This window comes from Luteibacter sp. P4_E6 (assembly GCF_056401535.1).
The window spans coordinates 1-5,512 of sequence record NZ_JBFUJE010000264.1 but is presented as its reverse complement, the minus strand read 5'-3'; the positions used below and the strand labels follow the sequence as shown (position 1 = coordinate 5,512).

The following is a 5,512-nucleotide window of genomic DNA, read 5'->3' as shown; positions in this document are numbered from 1 at the left end:
CAGGGTCTATACCGATCTGCGTCAGGCAGCTCGGGTCCGTGCGGAGCAGCTTCGCCACCAGCTCCTTACCATGCAGGTCGCCGGCGAAGTAAGGACGCTCGAAGCGCTGTTCGTGGATCCGTCCCAACTAGCCGCAGAAGCYGCCCGCTGCACCGACCTGATCGTCATTGCACGTCCGTGCGATTCGACCGTCGACATCGCCATGGTGCACTCCTACTTTGCCGCGCTCCTGCAGGCATCGGGCCGACCGGTGCTCGTGGTGCCGTCCTTCGAACGTCCGCTGTTCCCCGAGCACCACGCAATGGTTGCGTGGGCAGATACACCGGAGTCTACGCGGGCCTTGCACGATGCAATGCCACTGTTGGAGCAGTGTGAGAGTGTGGATGTGGTCCTGGTCGATCCTATTGCCAGTGTGTTGGAGGCAGTGCACGAGCGCGGCGAGAGCGTGGCGAACCATCTGCGCGAGCACGGCGTGCGCGCCCAAGTCGTCACCGTGAAGTCGCGTGGTATGTCCGTTGGCAACACGCTGCTGGAACACGCACGTCAGAGCAACGCACAGCTGATCGTGTCGGGTGGTTACGGACACAGCAAGGTACGCGAATGGGTCATCGGCGGCACCACGCGCGATCTCTTCCAGGGCGCACAGGTGCCTGTTCTCTTTTCCCATTGATTCATAAGGACGTCGCCATGACCACACCGGATTCCAGCGCGACCACGGTCGTGCGGTCGGCGGACCAGCACGCAGTCGGTGCCGTTGCCAACCCGCGTGCACGGTCCATGGGGTATCACCCCCGCGGATGCGCTAGCCGACCCATCCGCCGCGCCAGGCCCTGGTAGCCTGGCGAGACACGCCGGAGTCGGCCCGTGCGTTGCACGAGGCGCTCCGCTGGTTGCCCATGGAATGCACACTGCGCATCGTAATGGCGATGGGCGCTGGGGAAACCCATACCGCCGGTGCAACCGCGGAGAACGCGTCGTTGCTTCTTGCGCACGTGCAGCGCCATGGTCGCTCAGCGAATTTCGAGATCATCGACCGCCAGGGACGGCCGCCTGAAGACGCGCTCCTGGACGAAGTCGCCCGCACCAACCCGGACCTGGTGGTCATGGGTGCCTACGGCCATACCCATGCGATGGAATTCGTGTTCGGTGGCGTGACCTTCAACATGCTGCATCGCTCCCGCGTGCCGTTGCTCATGGCCCATTGAACACGACGAGGTCGCACTGGTGCGTGATCGCCGCTTCGCGGACGATCGCGTGCGCGTCGCGACCGAAGGCGTAGCGACACACGCAGGGCACCCCGGTCTTTGCGGCCATGCGCCGGACACGCCGAAACACGCGCTCGCCAACATCCACGGCGGCGTGCGACGGGTGTTGCTCGTTGACGGTCGCGTCCTGGCCACTAGTGGCGACCACAAACAGCACCGTAACGCGCGCACGAAGGCGACAGGCCATCCGTAGTCCCAATGCGGCAACCCGGTAGGACCCGGACCGTCGATCGATGGCAACGAGAAGGTGCTGAAACAAGGCGATGGTCCGTCAGGGTGGAGGCAGTCCCATGGAGCCTGAATCGTGCTGGATCCGCATTGACCGGGGTCAACCCCCGACTACCGAAGGCGGCTCCGTTACACACTGTTACAGACCGTTGCCGTTGCGATCACATGATGTCACCCAAGAGGCCTACCTTGGGCTCACCAAAGGCCGCCGTGACAAGGGACACTTCGCCATGATCGCGAACACCGCACAACGTTCCGCTCGATCACTGCCTTGGACAGCCTGGGCGTCCACTCCGTCGCTGGATATCCCGTTGGACATCGAAGCCCTGCAACGACACCTGCAGGTGACCCGGCGCAAGCATGCCGCCGGCCAGCACCTGTATCGTGCCGGCCAGCCGTTTCGTGCGATTCACCTGATCCACGTCGGCTCGTACAAAACGTGTGAGCTGGCCGAGGATGGGCGCGAGAAGGTGACCACCTTCAAGATGCGGGGCGAGTTGGTCGGCGTGGATTCAATTGGCCTGGGCGCTTACGCCGGGGATGCCGTCGCGCTGGAGGACAGCGAAAGCTGGGAACTGCCATATCCCGCGGTCATGAAGGCCGCCACGGAGATCCCTGGGTTGCAGGAACAGATTCATGCCGCACTGGCGGCGGAAATCCGTTGCGACCGTGGGTGGATGTTGCTGCTGGCCACGCTAGCCGCTGAGCCGCGCGTGGCTGCCTTTCTGATCGACATCGCTGCCCGGCAGGCGCGCATGGGCTATAGCGCCAAGCACTTTATTCTGCGCATGAGCCGGCTGGACATCGCCAGCTTCCTCGCCATCAAGCACGAGACGGTGAGTCGCGCGCTCACGCACTTGGCGGACCTGCGCTACATCAGCGTGCAACGCCGGGAAGTCCACGTACTCGACGCCGAAGGACTAAGGGACATGGCCTGTGCGATGGCTTGATCAGCGCTCGTTCAAGACCCGTTGTAACGTCGTGATGAGGTCGTCTCGTCGATAGGGCTTGCGGAGCAACTCGAGCTCTCCCGTATCGCCGGAGCCGGCGTCCCAGGAACCGAATTCGTAGCCCGAGGTGAGTAGCACCTTCAAACCGGGGCGCGTGGCTTGCAGGTCCATCGCCAGTTCGACACCCGACTCGCCTGCGCCAAGGACGACGTCGGTGAACAGCAGTTCGATGTCCGGGTGCGCCGCAAACGAAGCGCGCGCTGATGTTGCGTCCCCGGCCTCGATCGGCGTGTAGCCGGCCGCGCGCAGGAACGAGACCGCGATACGCCGCACCTCCGGCTCATCCTCCACCACCAGCACGGTTGCGCTACCGCTGGGACAGACAGTCGGTGGCGTTGGGCTGGCAGCCGCTTCCTGTGCCACAGGAAGGATCATCTCGATACGCGTTCCCACGTCCACCTGACTTTCGAGGGTGAGGCGACCGCGCGACTGCTTGACGAAGCCGTAAACCATACTCAGGCCGAGGCCGCTGCCTTTACCGGGATCCTTGGTGGTGAAGAAAGGCTCGAAGGCACGAGCGCTCACTTCCGAGGGCATGCCGGTGCCCGAATCGGCGACGGAGAAGACAACATACGCACCGGTCGCCAGATCATCATCGCCACTGACGCTCAACGCGTGGGCTGAGATGATGAGCTTGCCACCTGTCGGCATGGCATCCCGCGCGTTCAGCGCGAGGTTGATGAGCGCTGCCTCAAGTTCGCCAGGATCCGCAAACACCGCCGGTAGTTCATCAGCACAGCTGGCGATCACCAAAATGTGTTCGCCCAGCGTGCGGCTAAGCATATCGCTCAGGTCAGCCAGCAGGAGCTCGGGACGCACCGGCTGAGGCGTGAGGCGCTGCCGGCGGGAAAAGCCCAAAAGCTTACGCGTCAGTGCCGAGCCGCGCTCGACGGCACGCGAGGCACTGGCGACGGTCTCCATGGTTTCGACGTCCATCGGACCGGCCATTTCCAGCAACTGCAGGTTTCCCGAAATGATGGTGAGTAGATTGTTGAAGTCGTGTGCGATGCCGCCCGTCAGTTGACCCAGGGCGTCCAGGCGCTGCGCGTGCGCGAGCTGTTCGTCCGCCCGGCCGCGCTGGATCGCCCCGGATAGCACATTCGCTACGGCGCCGAAGAAGTGGTGCCGATCCCGATCGCTCCCATTGGGTGGAGGCAGCCAAGCCACCAGATAGCCTGCCGGCGTGCGTCGGTCCGGCAGCGTCGTCACCACGGCGTGAGGCGACGGTGCGCCTTCAATTGGGGGAAAGGCAGCTACCTGGCCCCCGTCCATGCGGGCGCGGTCCTCTGCATCCAGAGCCAGGAGCCACACGGCCCGCTGCAGCTGTTCCCTCAAGGCCCCGTCCAGGCCTGCCGCCGCCGCCACCCTGAGCCTGTCGCCGTGGGGATCGGCCAGCAGAATCGCCACGGCGGGTGCTTTGAGCGCGGATGCCAGTAGTTGGGGGATGTCCACCAATGCCGCTTCGTGATTCGCGGCCAGAAGAATGCGACGGCTGATGTCGGCCAGGGCGGCATCGTAACGGCTTCGGGTCAGCGCTCGGCGTGCGCGTTGGGTCTCCGAGATGTCACGGATGGAGGCCGCAAACAGCGGTATCGGACCCGCGTTGATCGGGCTGAGCCCGATCTCGACCGGAAACGCGGTCCCATCGGCCCGCACCCCCGTTAGCTCGTAACCCGCACCCATGGGGCGCAGCCTGGGGCTGTCCATGTAGCGGGTGCGGTGCGCCACGTGCAGTTCGCGCAGTTGGCCGGGCAGCAGGACTTCAATGGGGCGCCCTGCCAGCGTGCCGCTGTTGTAGCCGAACAGGCTTTCGGCACGCGGATTGACCAGAACGATGGTGCCGGTCCGATCGACGACCACCATCGCATCGGGCGCGGTTTCAAAAAGCGCCCGGAACAGCGCGGCATCGCCGACACCGTCCTCGGGCACCGTCACGCGAGGCGCACCGTCGGGGTGAAGAGATAACCGGTGCCACGCACCGACTTGATCAGTCGCGGATCGGCAGGGTCGAGTTCGACTTTTCGCCGCAGTCGTCCGATCTGAACGTCGATCGCCCGATCGAAYGGGCCAGCCTCGCGCCCGTGGACGTGGGTCATCAACTGATCGCGCGTCAAGACTCGGTTGGGGTGCTCGACGAACACCCGCAGGAGGGCAAATTCGCCGGAGGTCAGCTCAATCGGATGGCCATCACTGTCCGATAGCGTGTGCGTTCCCACATCCAGGCTGTAGCGATCGAATGAGAAACACGTGCGTGTCGCCGCCACGGAAGCCGGCACACCCGCGGTTGCCCGGCTGCGTCGAAGCACGCTGCGCACCCGGGCCAACAACTCGCGAAGGTCGAACGGCTTGGTTACGTAGTCGTCGGCGCCCAGCTCCAGGCCAACGATCCGGTCGACCGCTTCGCCGCGGCCCGTCACGATGACGACCGGCCCGCGCCATTGCTCCCGGAGGTAACGGGTGATGGCAAAGCCGTCTTCGCCGGGAAGGCCGAGGTCGAGCAAAATGAGGTCAATGTGCTGAGCCGACAGTTCCCGGCGCATCTGCACCCCGTCCGTGGCGGTGGCGACCTGGAAGCCTTGGGCGATGAAGTACCGGGCGAGCAGCGCCGTGACATCGACTTCGTCGTCGACGATCAAGAGCCTATCGCCCGCTTCCTGAAACGCCATGGGACGGCCTCGCATCACGGAGCCGGCGGTACCGGCCTATCGGCACCGTTCATTAGAGGGTACGCGACACGTGGCGGCAAGCGCTCTGGTCACCAAAGCAGCCCAAGGGCCACCAGAGCCATGACGGCCGTGGCGGTCCAGCCGAGGATCCGCAGTGCCCCCTTCAGAACGAAAGCCCCCATGAGGCGCTGGCTGGAGGCGGCTGCCATGATTGCCACCATCAGCGGGACGGCGATCACGCCGTTGATCACAGCCGACCAGAACAGGAGCCGTATGGGAGAGATCGGCAGGAAGGTCAAGAGCGTGCCCAGCACCGTCGCCACGGCCAGGACACCGTAGAAGG

6 protein-coding genes and 1 pseudogene are annotated in these 5,512 nt (G+C 64.7%); 3 read left to right on the top strand and 4 right to left on the bottom strand.

The features are described from left to right. Together AC1DT2_RS14950 and AC1DT2_RS14945 are read left to right on the top strand one after the other, a co-directional pair. Positions 1-670 (top strand): universal stress protein (locus AC1DT2_RS14950; protein ID WP_477297159.1); only part of this gene is annotated, 670 nt, incomplete at its 5' end. 199 nt (positions 671-869) lie between these two features. Then, on the top strand, positions 870-1,205 hold the full coding sequence (locus AC1DT2_RS14945) for a universal stress protein (protein ID WP_477297157.1): 336 nt from the start codon (positions 870-872) through the stop codon (positions 1,203-1,205). Here the strand turns inward: AC1DT2_RS14945 and AC1DT2_RS14940 are convergent. Further along, on the bottom strand, positions 1,192-1,524 hold the full coding sequence (locus AC1DT2_RS14940; protein ID WP_477297155.1) for a universal stress protein: 333 nt from the start codon (positions 1,522-1,524) through the stop codon (positions 1,192-1,194). The two genes, AC1DT2_RS14945 and AC1DT2_RS14940, sit on opposite strands and share 14 nt — an antisense overlap. Before the next feature lie 199 nt (positions 1,525-1,723). Between AC1DT2_RS14940 and AC1DT2_RS14935 the strand changes: the two genes are divergently transcribed. Then, positions 1,724-2,443 (top strand): Crp/Fnr family transcriptional regulator, encoded by a 720-nt coding sequence (locus AC1DT2_RS14935; protein ID WP_477297153.1) that lies wholly within the window; start codon positions 1,724-1,726, stop codon positions 2,441-2,443. Here the strand turns inward: AC1DT2_RS14935 and AC1DT2_RS14930 are convergent, their stop codons facing one another. The 3 genes and pseudogenes from AC1DT2_RS14930 to AC1DT2_RS14920 all read right to left on the bottom strand — a co-directional run. Further along, positions 2,444-4,438: a PAS domain S-box protein gene (locus AC1DT2_RS14930; RefSeq protein WP_477297151.1), complete on the bottom strand. Its 1,995-nt coding sequence runs from the start codon at positions 4,436-4,438 to the stop codon at positions 2,444-2,446. Next, positions 4,435-5,169, bottom strand: a complete 735-nt coding sequence (locus AC1DT2_RS14925; RefSeq protein ID WP_477297149.1) for a response regulator — start codon at positions 5,167-5,169, stop codon at positions 4,435-4,437. The genes AC1DT2_RS14930 and AC1DT2_RS14925 overlap by 4 nt, the downstream gene beginning before the upstream one ends. Before the next feature lie 89 nt (positions 5,170-5,258). Continuing rightward, positions 5,259-5,512, bottom strand: a pseudogene (locus AC1DT2_RS14920) (divalent metal cation transporter); the annotation flags it as partial.

What these genes read in the sequence shown, in the direction of transcription:
- AC1DT2_RS14935 (WP_477297153.1), top strand. Translation starts at nt 1,724, where the DNA reads ATGATCGCGAACACCGCACAACGTTCCGCTCGATCACTGCCTTGGACA.